Raw genomic sequence first — 21,023 nt, 5'->3', positions numbered from 1 at the left:
TGATTCGTGGCGCCGCCATCAGCGGTTTTATCGGCGTGGCCGCCGGTGCTTTCGGTGCCCATGGCCTGAAAAACCACGTGGATCCGATGCTGCTGCCCATCTGGCACACCGCCGTGCTCTACCAACTCATCCATACGCTGGCACTGTTGATGCTGGTGGGCCTGGCTGCTCATGTGAACCGGCATGCGCTACGCTGGACCAGCCGCCTATTTGCAGCGGGTATTTTGATATTCAGCGGCAGTCTGTATATTCTGGTATTGAGCAATGTGAAATGGCTGGGCGCCATCACCCCGATCGGCGGCCTGTGTTTTCTGGCAGGTTGGCTATGCCTGGCATTATCGGCCGGTAAAACAGACAGCAAATAACCGTCCTGGCTTATATCAGGGACCAAGCGGCTGATCGGGTCAGCGCCATGGGCCCGAATATGATCATGTCCGGGCCGTATCAGGCGTAGCCCGCCACCAGCCAGCACAGCCGCGACCAACAGTCCTGGTTGCATGGTGCGGCCCGTTCTGCCGGAATTAACCAGGCACGACCCTGTGCGCCGGGCTTCTTAAAGCCAATGCAGCAATGCCGGTTGCGACAAGATTGGCGATGGTGCTGGTCAAAATAGGTACGGTATAGCTGTTGCTTGCATCGAAGATAAAGCCGGCCGCAGCAGGACCAATGAGCGTGCCAATCGCAACGCTGGTATAAAGAATGCCGATAATGCTGCCCACATGACGTCCGCCAAAGTGATCCATGACAACCGCAGGCAATATTGCCACCCATCCCCCGTAAAAGATACCGAATATCAATGCGAAAGCGGCAAGCGACCAAAAGCTTGTCGCAATAGCCCAGATCGCAAGCGCCAATGCCATGCCTGCAAACATCATCAGAAGAAAAACCTGTCGACCGATCCGATCCGCAAGACCGGCCAGAAAGAACCGGCCGAGCGTGCTGCCAACCCCAATAGCGCCAAGAAGCAATACAGCGGCAGAATGATCAATACCATGATCCAGGGCATATGGGACCAGGTGAACAAACGGGACGAATACACCAAATGAACAGATCAGGCATGCGAAATATAGTCCAATGAATTGCCGCGACCGTATCGCCTGCCCTGCCGAAACGCCAGCGACAATGGCCACGGGATGACCGCTTGTCAGTGCCGTCCCATCCGGTCCGGTTCCCTTGCTGCGAGGATCATTGACAATGAAACACGCCATCCCGATGCCTATCGAAGTGACGATCGCGGCAAGCACCAAATAAGCGCCGCGCCATCCCAGAATATCGATCAGCCAGGATGCAAGCGGCGGCATCACCAGTGTCCCCACGCCAATACCACTGACCGCAATGCCTGAAGCAAAACCGCGACGCTTCAGAAACCAGCGCTGCACGGCGCCGATGACTGGCACATAAGCGCATCCGACACCCAGACCGATACCCAGCCCATACGCCAGATAAACCTCGACAATGGTGCGCGCAACGCTGGCCAGCGCCAGCCCTGCACCCACCAGCAACATGCCAAGTATGGCCAGGCTGCGTGCGCCCCAGCGGTCTGCGAGCGGTCCACTGACAACACCCAGGGCAAAGTAGAGAAACCCGGCCAGCGAAAAGACAAGTGAGACAGCGCCACGGGACGCACCAAAATCATGCTGTAATGACGGCACAAATGCACTGAACGTATAGGCGCTGCCAAAACCAACAAAGGTGACTGCAAACGCAGCAGCGACAACCACCCAGCCGTAAAACCACTGACATTTCATCGTTTTCTGATTCATCTTATGCCACCGGATGTCGATGATGCCAGTCTGTGATGCTTTGAAACGCCGCAGCAGCACGAACCAGAATGGTTTCCTCCAGATGTCCGGCAACCAGCTGAATGCCTATCGGCATGCCCGACTGCGTAAAACCCGCAGGCATGGTCAGCGTCGGATGACCGGACATATCGAACGGACAGGTGTAGCGCTGTAGCATCGCGACCAGGCCGGGTTGTTCGCCCAGGGTGTTGATCTGGGCAAGCGTCAAGGGTGCGAACGGTTGGGCTGGCGTCAGAAGTACATCGATCGAGTCAAACAGATGCGTGACACGGCCACGAAATGCCATCCGCCTGAGCAGGATTTGCTGATACTCTGATGCCGACAGTGCAAGCCCGGCTTCAATGACCGAGGCCAGAATACTGCCATACGCTTGCTTGCGTGCCGAGTACATTGCTTTGTGCGCAACGGCGGCCTCGATCGCACAATTGGGCACCCAGTCAGCAACAATCTGCGCGACATCAGGAAAGCGGATTGGGATAATGTGTGCGCCCAGTTCTGCAAATATCTGGGTTGCCTCGGCAAGCGCAGCCTGAGTAACGGCGTCGACGCCCTCTCTGTTCCAGGCACTATCAACACCAAGGCGCAGGCCGCGCAGGTCGCCGCCGGTAGCGACAAGATAATCGGGCACCGGCGCGAGCAGGGCCGTTGGGTCCTTGGGATCGCTACCGGCAATCACTCCAAGCAATATACCGGCATCCACCGCGCTGCGCGCCATCGTCCCTACGTGGTCCAGCGAAGCTGCCAATTCAATCACGCCGTGACGACTGACCCGGCCCCAGGTTGGTTTCAGGCCAGTCACGCCGTTAGCCGCAGCGGGCCAGCGAATAGAGCCGCCGGTGTCTGATGCGAGTGAGCCGTATCCCAGGCCGGCCGCTATTGCCACACCGGAGCCGCTGGAGGAAATGCCGGGCCAATAACGGGCATTCCACGGGTTTCGCGGTGGCGTGATCGATCGATGATGGTCCGAATACGCGCCTTCAGTCAGTTGCGATTTACCCAGCAGAACCGCGCCGGCTTCTTTCAAACGCTGCACCACCGTCGCGTCTTCGGCAGCCACCGGATACATGCCGGCCTTCATCCCCGCCCCCGTAGGAAAGCCCTGAATCTGGCAAAGGTCCTTAACTACGATCGGCACCCCATGCAGCGGCCCGCGAACATGTCCTGCCGAAATCTCTGCGTCGGCCGCCGCTGCCTGCTCCAGGGCAGTCTCCGCCATGACCAGCGCATAGCTGCATAACTGGCCGTCGAGCCGGGCAATGCGGTCCAACAGCAATTGCGTTACTTCTCGCGAACAGACCTCCCGGTTGCGGATGAGCGTTGCAGTTTGCTCTAGTCCTAAATAATGCACAGCGGTCGTTTTGGCGGTCAATTCACTTCCCCAAGGAGATATTAAAAAGTAGTTTAGTTTTTAAATATAAAAAAACATGCCAGGACAATCATCTGTCGATGCTATTTATTGCTAATATACTCGTTAGTTGCCGCCACAAACAAACCATATTATTTATCAATTTACTTTAGATAATCTAAAATGAATTATCGCCAACTTCCACCCTTGAATGCCCTGCGTGCGTTCGAATGTGCTGCGCGCCATCTGTCGGTAAAGATTGCAGCCGAAGAGCTGTGCGTCACATCGGGCGCGGTCAGTCAAATGATCAAGCTGCTGGAAGAACATCTGGGCGTAAAGCTTTTTAAGCGGATGAACCGGCGCATTCTACTGACCCAGGCCGGACAAGACTATCTGCCGGTCATCCGCAATGCTTTTCGTCAGATTGCCGAAGCATCAAGACACGCCACCATGTCCGCAAGCGCCGGCATCCTGACTTTGAGCGTTACGCCGTTTTTTGCCTCGGCCTGGTTGATTCCACGACTCAATTCATTTGGCCAGGCTCACCCCGATATCGATCTTCAGGTGCTCACTGGCAACGCACTTGTGGATTTTTCCCATGACAATGTTGATATCGCGGTGCGCCACGGTGTCGGACGATACCCTGGCCTACGAAGCCACCATCTTGTCTCGGTCCAAATGGTGCCGGTTGCCGCTCCGTCCTTGGTGGCACGGCTCGGTATGCCAGCGTCGGCCGCCGACCTGCTGGCATGGCCCAAGATAAACGACGCCGATCGTCAGGGCTGGCGTCTGTGGTTTCAGGTCCAAGGGGTTGAACATATCGAGCCGGCACGAGGCACCGCGGTTGACAATACAGGCCTGCTGCTCAACGCAGTTATCGCAGGTCACGGAGCCGGCTTGCTTCCTGCCGCGATGGTAGCGCCTGACGTTGAACAGGGCCGGCTTGTCCAGTTGGCAAGGCCGACGCATATGGAAACGTTTGCCTATTATCTGGTCTATCCGCAAATGCATGACGACAATCCTAAAATAGCTGCATTCAGGGACTGGATTCTGGGTGAAGCGTTAACTTAACCTGATGATCAGGTTTGCATAAAAAAAGTGCCGGCGAATGCGTCGATGGCAATACGGCTAGCCAGTTTCGCGACACGGCTGAACCAGCCCGGCGCAAGGGCGCGCGCTATGCGGCATGAGGCGCACAGTCAACGCCCAGAATGCCAGAGCCACCCCACTCATGCCTGCTCCCAACAAACATACGCCCTGCCAGCCGAACGCCGCATAAGCGGCGGTCGAGGCAATGGCGCCCAGACCGCTGCCGACTGAATAAAAAAGCATATAACACCCTACCAGGCGGCTATGCGCCTGCACTTGTGTGTTGAAAAGCATGCTTTGGTTCGTCACATGAATGGCCTGTCCACCCAGATCCAAGGCAATGATGCCAAGTATCAGCCACCAAAGGGAGTGTGATACCAACGACAGCGGCAACCACGACACGAGTAGCAGCATCAGCGCCAGACCACTGGTCCTTTGACCAAACCCCTGGTCCGCCCAGTGTCCTGCGCGTGCGGCGCCTAAGGCACCCACTACGCCCACCAGCCCGAATGCGCCGATAGCGGTATGCGACAAGGAGTATGGTGGCGCACTTAAGGGCAGGACCAGCGCACTCCAGAAGACGCTGAAAGCGGCAAACATCAGTAATGCGATCACCCCGCGAATCTGCAGCACCCGCTCCTGGCGCAACAGCGTAATCATCGATAGCATCAGTTGCCCATAGGACAGCCGCCGCGCAGGTGCCGCTTGCACCGGCAGCGCTCGCAGCAGCATCAGTCCCAGCACAAGCATCAGCAGGGCCGAAACAAAATACACCCCGCGCCAACTTGCAAGATCAGCGACCACCCCGGCCAGCACCCGTGCCGACAGCAACCCGATGACCACGCCGCTCTGGGTTGCACCGACCACGCGGCCCCGCTCCGCTGGCGCTGCTGCCGTGGCGGCGTAAGCGATCAATCCTTGCGTCATCGCCGTGCCCAGCAAACCGACCATCAACATGCCAAACATCAATGCCGCGGAAGATCTTGCCAGGCTAACACCAAGCAGCGCGGCAAACAGCGCTACCAACTGGATCAGCACCAGACGGCGCCGATCTATTTGATCGCCCAAAGGCACCAACAGCAATAAAGCCAGCGCACAACCGATCTGAGTAAACGTGATAACGCCGCCGACAGCCGCATGACTAATGGAGAAGTCGGCTGCCAATGCGTCCAGTAGCGGCTGGGCGTAATAGACGTTAGCCACACTCAGGCCACTGGCGCCAGCAAACAGGACGACCAGCGCACGCGGCATTCGGCGCGCCTGCTGGTAGCCGTTTACCTCTTGATCAGCATGCATAAACTTTCCTCAATCAATCTGGTTTCAAATAAAGACCGGTTTGATTGTAGAGCAACTGGTATTAAAATAATACTGATTTGATTTTTTTCCCGACAATTCAGGTGACAGATAAGGAGCCAGCATGACCCGGCATAAAGAAAAACAGGACGATACCTGCCCTGTGGCACGTTCAGTCAATCTGGTTGGCGACCGCTGGTCATTGCTGTTGGTGCGGGACGCCTTCGATGGCACGCGCCGATTCAGCGATTTTCAACGCGGTCTGGGGATTGCTCGCAGTATTCTGGCCGATCGCCTGCGCAATCTGGTCGAAGCCGGCATTTTTGAGGTGCGACCGGCATCCGATGGCACCGCCTATCAGGAATACGTTCTCACTCCCAAGGGCGAGATGCTTTTTCCGGTCGTGGTGGCACTTCGACAGTGGGGAGAACGGCACTTGTTTGCACCCGAAGAGGCGCATTCACAACTTATCGATATTGAGTCGGAGAAGCCATTGCGTTTGATGCAACCCGTCACTCAGGATGATCACATCGTCCCTGCAAGTGCAACGCGTGTCATCAAGGTTGCGCGATGAGCGTCACTCAGCGGTAATACGTAGCGGAGAATACGCAGCATTTCGGCAATGGTGGGCGAGCCCGAGCCAGGGGCTGTCATTTTTGTTCTGGCATGGCATACGTCTTAGCCATAAGCGCGCCCGGACGCGTGTCATGTTTTTTTTTCAGCAAACAAAAAGCGCCCCGCATTGAAGACACAGGCACGTGCGATAAGGCAGTGAATGAGTAGACAGTGCGTGGCGCTTGTTCGACAGACTGAAGCTGATCAAGCCAATGCAGAAATATCCAGTTTTGCCTTGGTTTTTTCCTGTACTTCTTCGATGGTAACGTCAGGGGCAAGCTCGGTAACCTTCAAGCCATTTTCCGTTACTTCCATGACGCACAGATCGGTAATGATCACATCGACAACACCCACACCCGTCAATGGCAGGTTGCATTCGGGTAACAGTTTGATGTCGGTCGTGCCGTCTTTTTTACGGGCGATATGTTCCATCAGCACAATGACACGGCCCACGCCGGCCACCAGATCCATCGCGCCGCCCATACCCTTGACCATCTTGCCAGGAATCATCCAGTTAGCCAGATCGCCCTTTTCGGATACTTGCATGGCACCCAGTATGGCCAGATTTATTTTGCCGCCGCGAATCATGGCAAATGAATCGGCGGACGAGAAAATGGACGAACCGGGCAGCGTTGTAACGGTCTGCTTGCCGGCATTGATCATGTCAGGATCAATTTCCTCTTCTGTAGGAAAAGGGCCGATACCGAGCAGGCCATTTTCCGATTGCAACCACACTTCCACACCTGGCGGTACGTGGTTGGCCACCAATGTAGGCAAGCCAATACCCAGATTCACATAGAATCCATCCTGCAGTTCTTTTGCTGCACGCGCAGCCATTTGATCGCGATTCCAAGCCATGTTTATTCTCCTTTGGACGGACGTGTGGTGCGTTGTTCAATCCGTTTCTCAGGATTTTCGTTCAAGACGATGCGCTGCACGTAAATGCCGGGAAGATGAATCTGATCAGGGTCCAGTTCGCCCACTTCAACGATTTTTTCCACTTCGGCCACGGTGATTTTGCCGGCCATCGCAACGTTGGGATTGAAGTTGCGCGCTGTCTTGCGGAAAATCAGATTACCACTGCGATCTGCAATATAGGCCTTGACCAGTGACACGTCGGGCGCAAGCGAACGCTCCATTACATACTCGTTCCCGTCGAATTCGCGAATTTCCTTGCCATCGGCGACAATGGTGCCCACCCCGGTGCGCGTAAAGAAAGCCGGTATACCCGCGCCCCCGGCGCGCAGTTTTTCTGCCAGCGTTCCCTGGGGCGTGAATTCCAGCTCCAGCTCTCCATTCAGATACTGCCGCTCGAACTCCTTATTCTCACCCACATAGGATGCGATCATTTTCCTGACCTGTCGCGTATTGAGCAACTGACCAAGCCCGAACCCGTCAACGCCGGCATTATTGCTCACACACGTCAGGTCTTTGACGCCGGAATCTCGTAGGGCAGCAATCAACGCCTCGGGAATGCCACACAGACCAAACCCCCCAACGCCGATCATCTGCCCGTCGGCTACGATGCCTTCGAGTGCCAGATTGGCATTTGCAAATACCTTATCCATTTACTCTTCCTTTACTGATAATGAAATATGAACGACAAGCTGGTTCGCCTTTCGGCTTATCCACCAGCTTGTGATGGGGCTGCCGCAAATTGCTTTTGCAACTGCTCAAGCAGCGCTGCCGGCCATGGGCTTGACTTTCCCGACGCCAGATCACTGAGAACCACAATAGCGCGCGAACGTGCATAGACGGTGTCGGGCTCGCCTTGCTTGCGTATAAGAATATTGCAATCAAGGCTGGAGCGACCAATTCTGACAAGGCGGTGCACAATTTCGATATTGCCCGGCCAGCTCATGGGTTTGAGAAAATCACATTCCGCACGCGCCAGCACCACGCCGATGCCAGGGGCAAACAGATGGCGCAACGGACCGAAAATCTGCATGCGGGCCTCTTCAATGGCACGAAAATACACGGTATTGTTCACGTGTTGCAACATATCCATGTCGGCCCAGCGCAGGGCAAACACATGGCAGTGTTCGCCTTGCATGGAGCCGTCCTGCGAGGGCGCCGGCAATACACTATCGGGCATTAACGATCTCCTTTAATGACCTTGTTTTCACTGGAGATACTGTAGCAGATTTCTGTTACACCCACCCGGCACTGGCCGGCCTTATTGGTACTTGTCCTAGGTACGGCGGCGCGACTTGAATATCAGTTCAATACTGCTCTTTTTTCGCATCGCAGCATGAAGAGTCAAGTCCGGGCCGGCTGATCCGGGGCCGTTCATCCAGCCACTGGCTCCGGCCGCACCCCTACCTGCACCTTTACCCGCACGCCTACGCCCTTGCCCTGACCCCCTCTGCCAAACAACAGATCTCCCAGGGCAGTTCTGGAGCACGCGCTGCCGACGGCCGATTATTGCCCCGATCTACGATCACCTGACGTCTGTTCCGCCAGTCAGATCATTCTGCCGTTTCAGCGCAGTTAACAACGACTTCAGCCATAAAGAACTGCAATTGCGCCCTCATTGCAATACAATCGACATTAAATACAGAATTACACTATCTCAGGAGTTAGCGCGAATGTCAGAACGCGAATCAATGGAATATGACGTTGTCATCGTCGGAGGTGGGCCGGCCGGTCTGGCTGCGGCGATCAAATTCAAACAACTCTGTCAGGAAAAAGGACAGGATTACTCAGTCTGTGTACTTGAAAAAGGCGGCGAAATTGGCGCGCACATTCTTTCAGGTGCGGTCATGGATCCGCAGGCGCTGACCGAACTCATTCCCGACTGGAAAGAAAAAGGGGCGCCGCTGGGCGTCGAGGTAACTGAAGACCAGTTTTTGTTCCTGAACGAAACCGGACAAAAAGCCACACCAAAGTGGGCGCTGCCACCCTGTTTTCATAATGAAGGCAACTATATTGTACGCCTGGGCTATGTAACGCGCTGGCTCGGCGAACAGGCCGAAGCGCTGGGCGTTGACATCTTCCCCGGCTTTGCGGCCACCGAACTGCTGTACAACGAGGCCGGCGGTATTCGCGGCGTAGCTACCGGCGATATGGGCCTGGACCGTGACGGTAACCAGACCGCGCATTATCAGCCTGGCATGGAACTGCACGCCAAATATACCTTGTTTGCCGAAGGGTCACGCGGCCAGCTGGGACGCCAGTTGATCGAGAAATTCAAGCTTGACCAGGGCCGTGACCCGCAAAGCTATGGCATCGGCATCAAGGAAATGTGGGAAATTGATCCGGCAAAATTCAAAAAAGGCCTGGTGGTGCACACCGCTGGCTGGCCTCTGGATTCCGATACCTACGGCGGTTCTTTCCTGTATCACCTGGAAGACAATCTTGTCATGGTCGGGATGGTGGTTGGCCTGGACTACGCCAACCCCTGGCTGTCGCCCTTTGACGAATTCCAGCGTTATAAAACCCATCCAAGTATCCGGCCGTATTTTGAAAACGGCAAGCGCATCGCTTATGGCGCTCGTGCCATTACCGCCGGCGGTCTACTGTCACTGCCTAAACTGGTGTTCCCGGGCGGCGCGCTTATCGGCTGCGAAGCCGGTTTTCTGAATGCCAGCCGCATCAAGGGCAGCCATGCCGCCATCAAGACTGGATCGCTGGCAGCCGAGGCGGCCTTCGAGGCACTCACCGCAGAACGCAGCCAGGACATCCTGTCGGCTTACCCCATTGCCTTTGAACAGAGCTGGTTGTATGAAGAGCTGAACAAGGCTCGCAACTTCAAGCAGTGGTTCAAAAAAGGACGGCTGATCGCCACCCTCATGACCGGTATCGAGCAACTGATCTTCAAGGGCAAAATGCCGTGGACGATTCATCGCACCAAAGCCGATCACGAATGCCTTAAACCGGCTGCCGAGTGCGCAAAGATAGACTATCCCAAACCGGATGGAAAGCTTACCTTTGATCGGTTGACTTCGGTGTTTATTTCGAACACCAACCATGAAGAAAATGAGCCGGTGCACCTGACACTGAAAGATGCCTCGATTCCGGTTGACACCAATCTGCGCGTCTATGCCGGTCCCGAGCAGCGCTACTGCCCGGCCGGCGTCTATGAGTTCGTCAAGGATGACCAGGACCAGGATCGCCTGCAAATCAATGCGCAAAACTGTGTACACTGCAAGACCTGTGATATCAAGGACCCCACGCAGAACATCGTGTGGGTTGCACCTCAGGGCGGAGAAGGTCCCGTATATAACGGTCTGTAATTTGCGCTCTGTCTGACCAACCTGACAAGTACACTTCGACCATTGCAAATCTGTAGACCAGCTCAAAAAATCCTGCCAGCGCAGTGAACGCTGCTGGCAGGTTTTTTTTGCCTGAGTGCTGTGCTGGCGGCCGATAATAAAGAACACAACAACCGCAAAGAACGAACACCAGCAATGAGATACAACACGATTTTTGCGCGCCGATACCCTATCGCTGCATGCCGATAGCCAGAAGCCCGGCTGACGCGCACAAAAAAGGCTGAAACCCGTGCTCACGAATTTCAGCCCTGTTCATTGCCGGCATTTATTGAACGTGACTCAAGCCAGGCTCCATGCGGTCAAAGACTTCGACCTGTTCAGACGGACTCGGTCAACTGCTCAAGAATAGCCGGGTTTTCAAGCGTGGAGACATCCTGCGTGACCTCTTCACCCTTGGCCACCACACGCAGCAAACGGCGCATGATTTTGCCTGAACGTGTTTTGGGAAGATTATCACCAAAACGGATGTCCTTGGGCTTGGCAATCGGGCCAATTTCTTTGGCAACCCAGTCCCGCAGCTGTTTGGCGATCTCTTTGGCTTCGTCGCCATGAGGACGCTCGCGCTTGAGCACCACAAAGGCGACCACGGCTTCACCGGTTGTGGCGTCAGGCCGGCCTACGACAGCCGCTTCGGCAACCAGTTCGTGCGATACCAATGCCGACTCCACTTCCATGGTGCCCAGGCGGTGACCAGAGACGTTCAGCACATCATCAATGCGCCCCATAATCCAGAAATAGCCGTCCACATCACGTTGCGCGCCGTCACCAGCCAGATAGTATCCTCGGAATTCCGGCGGGAAATAACTGTTCTTATAACGTTCCTGATCACCCCACACGTTCCGGATCATGGCGGGCCACGGCTTTTTGATGACCAGGAAACCGCCCTTGCCGTCCGGCACGTCTTCACCGGTTTCATCGACGATGGCAGCAAAGATGCCAGGTAGCGGTAATGTGCAGGACCCGGGCTTGAGCGGCGTCGCCCCGGGCAATGGCGTAATCATCTGGCCACCGGTCTCTGTTTGCCACCAGGTATCAACAATGGGGCAGCGCTCTTTACCCACATTTTTATAATACCAAACCCAGGCTTCGGGATTGATGGGTTCGCCCACAGATCCGATGATACGCAGGCTGGATAAATCGAAGCTATCCGGATGCACCTTGGCGTCCGCCTCGGCAGCCTTGATCAGCGAACGAATCGCGGTAGGCGCCGTGTAAAAGGTGGTAACCTTGTGACGAGCAATCATGTCCCAGAAGCGGCCGGCATTCGGGTACGTTGGCACGCCTTCGAATACCACCTGGGTCAGGCCAGCAGCCAGCGGACCATAAGTGACATACGTGTGGCCAGTGATCCAGCCGACGTCGGCAGTGCACCAGAAAACGTCGCCCGGCTTCTGATCGAATGTCCACTTTACGGTAAGCTGCGCCCATAGCAGATAGCCAGCGCAGGAGTGTTGCACGCCTTTTGGTTTGCCGGTGGAGCCCGATGTATAGAGAATGAATAGCGGGTCTTCAGAATTCATGGCGACCGGCTCGCAGACATCAGACTGCTTGTCTTCAAAGTCACTCCACCAAATGTCGCGGCCTTCAGTCCAGCCGGTTTCGGCGCCGGTGCGGCGATAGACGATGACCGAGCGCACCTTCTCGGTATTGCTCTGCGCCAGCGCTTCATCAACGGCAGGCTTCAGCGCCAGTGCCTTGCCTCCGCGATATTGGCCATCTGCGGTAATGACCAGTGATGCGCCAACATCGACAATCCGTTCATGCAGGCTCTTGGCCGAGAATCCGCCAAACACCACGGAGTGAATGATGCCAAGACGCGCACAAGCCTGCATGGCCACGACAGCTTCAATGGACATGGGCAGATAGATAATGGCGGTGTCGCCCTTCTTGTACCCTGCCTGCTTGAGCCCGTTAGCAAAGCGACTGACCCGGGCCAGCAATTCGTTAAAGGTGACCGGCGTGACCGCCCCATCGTCCGCTTCGAAAATGATGGCAGTCTGATCACCACGCCCTTCGACTACATGCTTATCCAGGCAGTTATACGAAACATTCAGTTCGCCATCGGCGAACCACTTGTAAAACGGCGCCCCTGAAGTATCCAGAACCTGAGTGAACGGCCTGATCCAGCGAAGATTTTCGTTTGCCTGACGCTTCCAGAATCCCTCGAAGTCATCTTCAGCTTCCTTATAGAGTGCTTTATAAGCATCCATACCCGATACCACAGCATTCCGGACAAAATCGTCATTGGGCGGAAATACGCGATTTTCGACGAGTACGGACTCAATTGAAGTGGACATATAAGCGGTCTCCTGTACGTATAGTGTGAAATAGTTAAGGCTGATATTTAGTTAAGGCTGATATTTCGTGCTGGCCTGACCACGCAGTGCGCGTCAGCCCTGTTCTATATATATTAGCCGAGATTAAATCAAAAGGTAATCCGCAACAACCTGTATAGAACACGATGCAGGCCCGCTGCCAAATCCCGACACGATCTGCTGCCCGGCTGGAGCACAGCAACCCAGGCATTTGCCGATAGGCGTGCCTGGTCGGCGTATCCAACAATATGGGCGGGCAATCTGGATGAACAACAGGCTCGTATGGCAGGCAAGGCGTTTGGCTGGTGCCGACTGCACCCCGGCATAGCCGCAAAAACTGAGGCACCCTCGGGTGGTGATCAAACACCCGCGCCGGTCGAACCTGACCCTCCGATTCGTGCTGTCTGAAGATATAACGAATCCATTTAACTTCATTTGACTCAAATCACATTGCTCGTCAATAAAGTTAAATAATATTAAACTTCGTTTTTTCTACGCATGACAACAAGATCGCACGACGTCATTGCGATGACAACCCAATTTTTGGCGGGCTCGCCTGGCCATTTGTTCTATCCGCACCAATAAGTCACAATTGAATTTTATTTTTACATTTGACGCGCGCAACACTGACATAACACTGAACTGAAATAATCACGTAAGTTGACGTAAGAAGCGGCCAAATTCATCCAACTTCCCGCATCTCCGAGATCGATTTGATTTGAACAATCAAATGGTCAATATCTGCCCAACAATGTAAATTTTTCTTAATTTCTTTCTAGAAAATCTTTATAAATCAGTTGTGACTGCATTGATTTTTATGTAAAATTTGCCCAGCTTTTGGAAAAGCTAGTTCGGACACCCTATAATTTACGATATGTAACGACTATGCCCCCACATACCCTTGTCAGTTTCGGCAATTTCCGTATCCGTATTCGACGGTCATTGCTCTCCCTCCTCTGCATTTCCCTCAGTAGTTTCACTTTCTCCCAAGTCGCCATTGCCGACGACCTCGATCAGGAACAATCCCAGAAGCTCATCATCACCCAAAATGGCGTGGTCGATGCAACGACTGATAAACCTGTATCAGAATGGGATCCCCGAATTTCAGACCCTATCGGTGATTTGATCGCCCAGGCCAAGGTACGTCGCAACAACAAGGACGCAGCCATCGATTCGCCGGTGTCGGCCTCCAGCGAACTGGCTGAAGCCGCACTGAATTATCTCGGCGTACGCTATCGTTTTGGCGGCACCACACCCAAAGCCGGCTTTGACTGCTCAGGTCTGATTTACTATACCGCCAGCAAATACATGGGCGTCAACCTGCCGCGCGTGGCTGCGTCCATGGCGAAAATAGGCGAATCTGTCAGCCGTGACGAACTCAAACCTGGCGATCTGGTCTTTTTCAATACCCGGGGCAAACGTTACTCGCATGTCGGTATATATGTGGGCGAGAACAAATTTGTTCATTCGCCACGTACTGGCTCTGTCGTTCGCGTAGACAAGATGGACAATGTTTACTGGAACAAACGTTATAACGGCGCACGCCGTCTTGAAGGACAGCGCGTCGCTTCTCGCTGACCTGCAACCCGGGCATTCAACCGCCTGCAGCAAGTATCGGCCGCAGGCGACTGAGCAATGACACGGTCAAATGAGTACGATAAAAAGCCGGACGTTTTCTATGGAGAACGCCCGGCTTTTTTCATTTTCAGTGTATTGAACTTGGACTATCGGCTATCTGTTGACCATCGCTTAGCTGTTGATTATTGGTTAGCCGATGACCATCGACTGCATCGACCATCAGGTACCTTTACCCGGAGAATCGACAACGTACGCAGCAACCCTATCTTTTGCGATGCGTGTATAACCCAATAAAGCGTGCCCGATAAAAAACAAGGCCTCGCATAAAAGGCCTGGTACAACGCGTAGGCCCAACGATATGAGACTTAACGCTGCATCACACTCAAGTTGCAATGGCGCCCACACCGGCTTGAGCATTAACCACTACTGTCCGCAAAGACAGGATGGATGCCAATAGCCGGGCTTGCCGTTGAGCAATACGGCAAGCCCACACAGGCCACTCATGCCTTGATACCTCAAGACGACCCGGAGCCAGCCGGGAGCAAAACTAGTTGCCCTTGCCTGCCTGTTCGCGTTGTGGACAATCGGCACAACGAAAACCCGATTGCGTCAAAGCCTGTTGCATGCTGCATAGCGAGCGACGACAAGCGACAACTGGCACACCTGCCTTTTGCGCCGCAGACCGAAATGACTTCATGACGTTGTGACCAAGAAAGTCGGTCAGCAAAATAACCATTTGCGTTCCGGTGGGCAATTGATAGGTTTTCTTCTGATGGGACGGATCGCGCCCGCTGATGTGCTGCTTGATTTCAATATTATGATCTTTTAGAAGCACCGGGATATTGCCCAGACGATCTGCGCCAACCACTACTGCACTCATGTTTCCAATCATAGTCTTCTCCAAAGAAACTGAATTTATTATAAATGCGAATCATTATTATTAGCAATGTTATTTTTCATAAATTTATCGCAGATCAATGGAACGGCCTGGGAGCCCCTTCACAATGCATTCTTTAGCGACGCGTTTTATTCTGCTTTCCCGGTATGCAGGCAAGTGGCCTCATTCGCAGGCCTCGCTAATGGCCTCGGCAACCAACGCCCGCAACGCCATTGACACCCTGCCTTGTCGGCACGGCGTTGACGCTGTTGCGCCCTCGCACGCGCTAGGGTTAATCCTCAATAGATATTTACAATGAAGAGGCATAAAATTAAAACACTTGTTTAAATCAAATGTTTAATTATGGCCACCAGTCGCAGCGAAGTAACCCGCAAATCGATTCTGAATGCAGCCGAAACCCTGTTTGTGAAGGCAGGCTACGATGCAACGTCATTGCGCCAGATTACATCGGCTGCCAGTGTCAATCTTGCGTCCATCAACTACCATTTCGGCAGCAAGGAAGAGCTGGTACGGGCTGTGCTAAAACGGCGCCTTGAATGGATCAATCGCGAACGCATCCGCTTGCTGGATGAACTTGAAAAAGCCGCCGCGCCCAATTCGGTCAAACCGTCCCTGCTGGTCGATGCGTTCTTCGGCACCCTGCTGCGCCATGTGTCCGATCCGGAACATGATGCAAACATTTTCATGCGCCTGCTTGAGCGCACCATGACCGACCCTTCCAATTTCATCAAGACCCTGTTTGCCCAGGAATACATTGAAGTGGTGTCCCGATACAAAGCGGCGTTTGTGCGCGCCATGCCCGATGTACCCGAGGCAGAGATCATCTGGCGATTCCATTTCATGCTTGGTGCAACCTCCTACGCGATTGCCGGCATCAATATTCTGCAAGGTGTTCTACCGGATATGACATCGTCGATGGTTGACGAAAATGTGTACGACGAACAGCTCCTGCCCCGATTAATGAGTTTTCTTTTAGGAGGACTGCGTGCCCCTCTTCCAACAAATTAAAGCGTTTCGCAAACGTCACATCAGCCGCCCCCTGCTGAGCAAATTCAAGAAGGTGCTGCCATCCATGTCGGACACCGAAAGGGATGCCATCGAAGCCGGCACCGTGTGGTGGGATGCGCAGTTGTTCAGCGGCAAGCCAGACTGGACCATGTGGCAGCAGTTTCCGAAACCAACACTGACTGCAGCCGAACAATCATTCCTGGACAATGAAGTTGTCCATGCATGCTCATTGGTCGATGACTGGAAAATCACAACCGAAGATTTTGACCTGCCGGCCCAGGCCTGGCATTACATCAAATCCAAGCGCTTCCTGGGCATGATCATTCCCGAGCAATATGGGGGCCTGGGCTTTTCCGCCTTTGCCCATTCTGAAGTGATGACACGGCTATCGACGCGCAACTCGGCGCTGGCCGTATCTGTCATGGTCCCAAACTCGCTGGGCCCCGGCGAACTGCTGGTGCACTATGGGACCGAAGAACAGAAAAATCACTACCTGCCCCGCCTTGCGCGAGGTGAAGACATTCCCGCCTTCGCGCTGACCAGCCCCTGGGCCGGTTCCGATGCCGCAGCCATTCCCGATAGCGGTGTCGTGTGCATGGGCGAATGGAATGGCCAGCAGGTGCTCGGCATGTCCGTATCGTGGAACAAGCGCTACATCACGCTGGCGCCGGTCTGCACCTTGCTGGGTCTGGCATTTCGCCTGTTCGATCCCGACGGCCTGCTCGGTGACAAAAAAGATATCGGTATTACCTGCGCGCTGGTGCCGCATGATCACCCCGGCGTACAGATCGGGCGTCGTCACTTTCCGTTGAATGCCATGTTCATGAATGGCCCGACCGAAGGTAAGAATGTCTTCATGCCGCTGGATTTCATCATTGGCGGCCCGCAAATGGCCGGCCAGGGCTGGCGCATGCTGATGGAATGCCTGGCCGCCGGACGCTCGATTTCACTGCCCTCTTCCAACGTCGGTATGTCACAGATGACCGTTCGCGCCGTCGGCGCCTATTCACGCATACGCAAGCAGTTCAATCTGTCCATCGGTAAATTCGAAGGCATCGAAGAAGTGCTGGCGCGCATGGGTGCCTATACCTATATGACCAACGCCGTCAGGGTCATGACTGCCGGCGCGGTGGATCTGGGCGAAAAACCCTCAGTGGTTTCATCCATTGCCAAATACCATGTGACCGAGCGCGCCCGCGTCATCGTCAATGACGGCATGGACATCATCGGCGGCAAGGGTATTTGTCTTGGCCCATCGAATTTTCTGGGCCGTGCCTATCAACAGATCCCGGTCGGCATCACTGTGGAGGGCGCCAACATTCTCACACGCAGCCTGATTATTTTCGGACAGGGGGCCATTCGCTGCCACCCGTACGTTCTCAAGGAAATGGCAGCCGTGCAGGAAACGGATCCGAAGATCGCGCTCGACAAGTTCGACGATGCCCTGTTCGGTCATATTGGCTTTGCTTGCAGAAACGGCTTGCGCTCGCTCTTGAGCGGGCTGTTCGGCTCGGCTGTGCTGGGCGTCAAGGCCGGCACAGCACTACCGATGCGCCCCTATTACGGCCAGATCACCCGCCTGTCGTCTGCGTTGGCACTCAGCGCCGACGTTGCCATGCTGGTACTGGGTGGCAGTTTGAAAAAGCGCGAAAAAATTTCTGCGCGCCTGGGCGATGTGCTGTCCCAGCTTTATCTGGCTTGCGCCGCCTTGAAGCAATTCGAAGACCATGGCGCGCAAGCCGACGAGGCCGCTTTTGTACACTGGTCGGTTCAGGATGCGCTGGAAAAGGCGCAAACGGCATTGCTCAATGTGTATCGTAATTTTCCTAATCGCTGGATCGGTGCAACGCTGCGCCTGATCGTCTTTCCATGGGGTGGCGTATTCCGACGGCCCAATGACCGGCTTGATCGCGCCATTTGCGAGCAACTGATGCAACCGGGCGCCGCCAGAGATCGCCTGACGGCAAATTGCTATATACCGGACAGCGACCAGGACCCGATTGGCGTCATTGAAAAGGCCCTGCTGGCCACCATACGCGCCGAACCGATAGATGCGAAAATCCGCGACGCTGAAAAACGCGGCGTGTTCGACGGTCATCCGGCCGGCAACGTGCGGGACATCACTGAACTGGCGTATCAATTGAACCAGGTCAGCGACGAAGAATATGCCTTGTTGCGCGAACGCGACCGACTGCGAGACAAGGTTATTCACGTCGATGATTTCCCGTTTGATCTGGGTCTGGCAAAAATGCAGGCCGCATCCGGTTCTTCAACATCAAACACCACCAAGGAATCCTGACCATGACATTCAAACCTGTTTATGTCGTCGATGGTGCCAGAACACCCTTTCTGAAAGTGCGCAGCGGCCCCGGGCCCTTTTCTGCAAGCGATCTGGCCGTGCAGGCGAGCCGCGCCCTGCTGCTGCGCCAGCCCGTCGACGCAACCGCTTTGTCAGAAGTCATTGTAGGCTGCGCAGCCCCAACGCCCGATGAGACCAATATCGGCCGCGTGGTCGGCCTGCGCGTGGGCACCGGGCATCACGTGCCGGCCTGGACCGTCATGCGCAACTGCGCCTCCGGCATGCAAGCGCTCGATTCAGCCTGCGCCAATATTCAAACGGGCCGTTCCGATCTGGTACTCGCCTGCGGCACCGACGCATTGTCACGCGCCCCCTTGCTGTTTTCCGATGCGATGGTCAGCTGGCTGGCCAAGTGGAATAGTGCAAAATCCACCGGCCAGAAACTGGGCCTGTTGCGTCAGTTCAGACTGAGCAATCTGGCCCCCGTCATCGGCCTGCTCAAGGGCCTGACAGATCCGGTTATTGGCATTTCCATGGGACAGACCGCTGAAAACCTGGCCTGGGAATTTGGCATTACACGCCATGAAATGGATGCGTTCAGTGTCCGCAGCCACGAACGCGCCCTCTCGGGCCAGAACCGTCATGCGTTCGCGGAAATTACCGCAATCATCGACGCCAAAGGCAATGCCTATACCGAAGACGACGGTATCCGCCGCGACTCTACCATAGACAAACTGGGTACGCTCAAACCGGTATTTGATAAACCTAGCGGCAACGTGACGGCGGGCAACAGCTCCCAGGTAACTGATGGCGCCGCCGCACTACTGCTGGCTTCTGAAGAAGCGGTAAACAAATGGAATCTGCAACCGCTGGGCCGTATCGTAGACGCCCAGTGGGCTGCTCTTGACCCGGCACAAATGGGTCTGGGTCCGGTCCACGCCAGTGTGCCTATCCTGCAGCGCCATAACCTTGGTTTGAACGACCTGGATCTGTGGGAAATCAACGAAGCCTTTGCCGCGCAGGTGCTGGGCTGCGTCCGTGCCTTTGAAAGCGAAAGATATTGCCAGACCCATTTTGGCGTCCCGGCGCTGGGCACGCTGGATCAGGACAAATTGAATGTTGATGGCGGCGCCATTGCATTAGGTCATCCGGTCGGCGCCTCGGGGGCTCGCATCGTATTGCATCTGCTACAGGCGCTGCGCGCACGCAATCTCAAGCGCGGCATGGCGTCTATTTGCATCGGTGGCGGCCAGGGTGGCGCCATGCTCGTCGAAACCATGCAGTAAGGATCAATCATGACAACTGAGAAAACATACCAGAACTGGACCCTGCAGAACGATGCGCAAAATATCGCATGGTTGACCATCGACTGCCCGGATCGCAGCATGAACGCGCTGGCCAGCGACGTCATGGAAGAGCTGACCGACATCATCGGCAGCCTGGAATCGGCACCGCCCAAAGCCCTGATCATCCGCTCGGGAAAACGCAACGGTTTCATTGCAGGCGCCGACGTCAAGGAGTTTCAAAATGTCGACAACGTTGACAATGGTCGCAAGCTGATTGAACGTGGCTGGCATTTATTCAACCGTATCGAAAAGCTGCCCTTTCCTACGCTCACGCTCATGCACGGACCCTGCCTGGGTGGTGGACTGGAACTGGCGCTGGCCTGCCGCTATCGCATCGCGGTCGACTCGCCCAAACCGGTGATCGGGCTGCCTGAAGTCAAACTGGGCATCTTCCCGGCCTGGGGCGGCCTGATGCGACTACCCCGCCTGATCGGCCCGCAAACGGCCCTGAACATGATGCTGACCGGTCGCACGCTGGATGGCCGCAAGGCCAGGTCTGCCGGCTTGGTGGACTTGCTTGTTGCCCCCCGGGTCGCTCAGAAATCTGCGGTCGATCTGGTCACCTCTGGCAAACCGACACGTCAGGCCCGGGGTCTGGCCCGCCTGCTCAATCGCGCGCCGTTCAAGTCACTGGTCGCTGCCCAGGCACGCAAAAGCGTCAAGCAGAAAGATCCTTATGGCCATTACCCTGCGACCCTGACCATGCTGGAGCTGTGGGAAAAACACGATGGCGATCCCCTGGCCGACCCACAAGCACTGACCCGGCTGCTGCAATCGGATGTGACCCGCAACCTGATTCGCGTGTTTCACCTGCAGGAGCGACTCAAGGCTTTCGGCAAAAAAGACAATGCCAAAGCAGTCAACCATGTTCACGTGATCGGGGCCGGCGTGATGGGCGGCGGCATCGCTGCCTGGTGCGCGCTGCAGGGCATCAAAACCACCTTACAGGATACCGACGCCCAGCGCATTGCCGGCGCGTTCAAAAATGCCGTATCCATTTATGCCCGCAAGGATCGGTATACCGCACAGGCAGCGCGTGATCGCCTGATTCCGGATCTGGAAGGCCACGGTATAGCGACAGCTGATCTGGTGATTGAAGCGATCAGTGAAAATCCGCAAGCCAAGCAATCGCTCTACCAGCAGATCGAACCAAAAATGAAA

General features: G+C 55.2%; 17 protein-coding genes. 9 read left to right on the top strand and 8 right to left on the bottom strand.

Annotated elements, in window-relative coordinates; all coding sequences use genetic code 11:
• Positions 1–2: 2 nt before the first annotated feature.
• Positions 3–365, top strand: coding sequence for a DUF423 domain-containing protein (locus ACTIKR_RS13775; RefSeq protein WP_442328110.1), 363 nt, complete (start codon positions 3–5; stop codon positions 363–365).
• 156 nt (positions 366–521) lie between these two features.
• On the opposite strand, the gene ACTIKR_RS13770 is transcribed toward ACTIKR_RS13775, so the two are convergent.
• Positions 522–1,763 carry an MFS transporter gene (locus tag ACTIKR_RS13770; protein ID WP_442328109.1) on the bottom strand — a complete coding sequence of 414 codons (1,242 nt, stop codon included), beginning with the start codon at positions 1,761–1,763 and terminating at the stop codon, positions 522–524.
• A 1-nt stretch (position 1,764) separates the two neighbouring features.
• A complete protein-coding gene (locus ACTIKR_RS13765) occupies positions 1,765–3,171 on the bottom strand; it encodes an amidase (RefSeq protein WP_442328108.1) in 1,407 nt (468 codons plus the stop codon).
• Positions 3,172–3,330: 159 nt separating this feature from the next.
• On the opposite strand from ACTIKR_RS13765, the gene gcvA reads away from it, so the two are divergent.
• Positions 3,331–4,218 (top strand): transcriptional regulator GcvA, encoded by an 888-nt coding sequence (gene gcvA, locus ACTIKR_RS13760; RefSeq protein ID WP_442328107.1) that lies wholly within the window; start codon positions 3,331–3,333, stop codon positions 4,216–4,218.
• 57 nt (positions 4,219–4,275) lie between these two features.
• Here gcvA and ACTIKR_RS13755 read toward each other — a convergent pair whose 3' ends face one another.
• The gene (locus ACTIKR_RS13755) at positions 4,276–5,532 is read right to left on the bottom strand and encodes an MFS transporter (RefSeq protein ID WP_442328106.1); all 1,257 of its coding nucleotides are present in this window, start codon (positions 5,530–5,532) and stop codon (positions 4,276–4,278) included.
• 121 nt (positions 5,533–5,653) lie between these two features.
• Here ACTIKR_RS13755 and ACTIKR_RS13750 point away from each other — a divergent pair, with 121 nt between their 5' ends.
• A complete protein-coding gene (locus ACTIKR_RS13750; protein WP_442328105.1) occupies positions 5,654–6,103 on the top strand; it encodes a winged helix-turn-helix transcriptional regulator in 450 nt (149 codons plus the stop codon).
• A 245-nt stretch (positions 6,104–6,348) separates the two neighbouring features.
• Here the strand turns inward: ACTIKR_RS13750 and ACTIKR_RS13745 are convergent, their stop codons facing one another.
• The 3 genes from ACTIKR_RS13745 to ACTIKR_RS13735 are packed head-to-tail and all read right to left on the bottom strand — an operon-like array spanning position 6,349 to position 8,239.
• Positions 6,349–7,002, bottom strand: coding sequence for a CoA transferase subunit B (locus tag ACTIKR_RS13745; protein ID WP_193087099.1), 654 nt, complete (start codon positions 7,000–7,002; stop codon positions 6,349–6,351).
• Between the two features lie 2 nt (positions 7,003–7,004).
• The gene (locus ACTIKR_RS13740; protein ID WP_193087100.1) at positions 7,005–7,712 is read right to left on the bottom strand and encodes a CoA transferase subunit A; all 708 of its coding nucleotides are present in this window, start codon (positions 7,710–7,712) and stop codon (positions 7,005–7,007) included.
• A 56-nt stretch (positions 7,713–7,768) separates the two neighbouring features.
• Positions 7,769–8,239: an acyl-CoA thioesterase gene (locus ACTIKR_RS13735; protein WP_193087101.1), complete on the bottom strand. Its 471-nt coding sequence runs from the start codon at positions 8,237–8,239 to the stop codon at positions 7,769–7,771.
• A gap of 493 nt (positions 8,240–8,732) precedes the next feature.
• Between ACTIKR_RS13735 and ACTIKR_RS13730 the strand changes: the two genes are divergently transcribed.
• A complete protein-coding gene (locus tag ACTIKR_RS13730) occupies positions 8,733–10,379 on the top strand; it encodes an electron transfer flavoprotein-ubiquinone oxidoreductase (protein ID WP_193087102.1) in 1,647 nt (548 codons plus the stop codon).
• Positions 10,380–10,735: 356 nt separating this feature from the next.
• Here the strand turns inward: ACTIKR_RS13730 and acs are convergent, their stop codons facing one another.
• On the bottom strand, positions 10,736–12,715 hold the full coding sequence (gene acs, locus ACTIKR_RS13725; RefSeq protein ID WP_193087103.1) for an acetate--CoA ligase: 1,980 nt from the start codon (positions 12,713–12,715) through the stop codon (positions 10,736–10,738).
• 903 nt (positions 12,716–13,618) lie between these two features.
• Between acs and ACTIKR_RS13720 the strand changes: the two genes are divergently transcribed.
• Entirely contained in the window at positions 13,619–14,311 is a 693-nt protein-coding gene (locus ACTIKR_RS13720; protein ID WP_193087104.1) for a C40 family peptidase, read from the top strand.
• Positions 14,312–14,858: 547 nt separating this feature from the next.
• On the opposite strand, the gene ACTIKR_RS13715 is transcribed toward ACTIKR_RS13720, so the two are convergent.
• Positions 14,859–15,203: a DUF2325 domain-containing protein gene (locus tag ACTIKR_RS13715; RefSeq protein ID WP_193087105.1), complete on the bottom strand. Its 345-nt coding sequence runs from the start codon at positions 15,201–15,203 to the stop codon at positions 14,859–14,861.
• A 348-nt stretch (positions 15,204–15,551) separates the two neighbouring features.
• On the opposite strand from ACTIKR_RS13715, the gene ACTIKR_RS13710 reads away from it, so the two are divergent.
• From ACTIKR_RS13710 to ACTIKR_RS13695, 4 genes are all read left to right on the top strand, one after another.
• Positions 15,552–16,217 (top strand): TetR/AcrR family transcriptional regulator, encoded by a 666-nt coding sequence (locus ACTIKR_RS13710; RefSeq protein WP_442328104.1) that lies wholly within the window; start codon positions 15,552–15,554, stop codon positions 16,215–16,217.
• On the top strand, positions 16,195–18,516 hold the full coding sequence (locus ACTIKR_RS13705) for an acyl-CoA dehydrogenase (RefSeq protein ID WP_442328103.1): 2,322 nt from the start codon (positions 16,195–16,197) through the stop codon (positions 18,514–18,516). The genes ACTIKR_RS13710 and ACTIKR_RS13705 overlap by 23 nt, the downstream gene beginning before the upstream one ends.
• 2 nt (positions 18,517–18,518) lie before the next feature.
• Positions 18,519–19,802, top strand: a complete 1,284-nt coding sequence (locus tag ACTIKR_RS13700) for an acetyl-CoA C-acetyltransferase (protein ID WP_193087108.1) — start codon at positions 18,519–18,521, stop codon at positions 19,800–19,802.
• A gap of 9 nt (positions 19,803–19,811) precedes the next feature.
• On the top strand, positions 19,812–21,023 hold a 1,212-nt coding region (locus tag ACTIKR_RS13695; protein ID WP_442328102.1), incomplete at its 3' end, for an enoyl-CoA hydratase-related protein.

The organism is Advenella sp. (genome assembly GCF_052108595.1).
GTDB lineage: Bacteria > Pseudomonadota > Gammaproteobacteria > Burkholderiales > Burkholderiaceae_B > Advenella.
Note: the sequence above shows the minus strand (reverse complement) of the source record. Positions and strands in the feature narration are given on the sequence as shown.